General features: G+C 74.8%; 1 protein-coding gene. It reads right to left on the reverse strand.

Annotation, left to right across the window (positions count from 1 at the left end; genetic code table 11):
- Window positions 1-230: cytochrome c oxidase assembly protein (locus tag ACSNOK_RS36575; protein WP_436784943.1), on the reverse strand; the 230-nt coding region annotated here is incomplete at both ends.

Raw genomic sequence — 230 nt, forward strand, 5'->3', positions numbered from 1 at the left:
GGCCGGTGTGCGCCATGGCGGCTAGCGCCATCGCCACCCGAGCGCCGGCCGAGGGCACCTCGACCAGCGTGGCCCAGAAGAGGAGGCTCGCGGCGAGCAGAAGCGCCAGGAGGAGGAGATGAGCCCCCGGCTCGAGAAGCGCGGCCTGGTACACCACGGGCACGTGCGCCACCCAGATCGCGACGGCGTAGGCGATCGACGCCGCGACGGAGCCGGCTGCCGGCCCGTCG

Origin of the sequence: Streptomyces sp. URMC 126 (assembly GCF_051386555.1) — a bacterium.
In the GTDB taxonomy this organism is placed as follows: domain Bacteria; phylum Actinomycetota; class Actinomycetes; order Streptomycetales; family Streptomycetaceae; genus Streptomyces.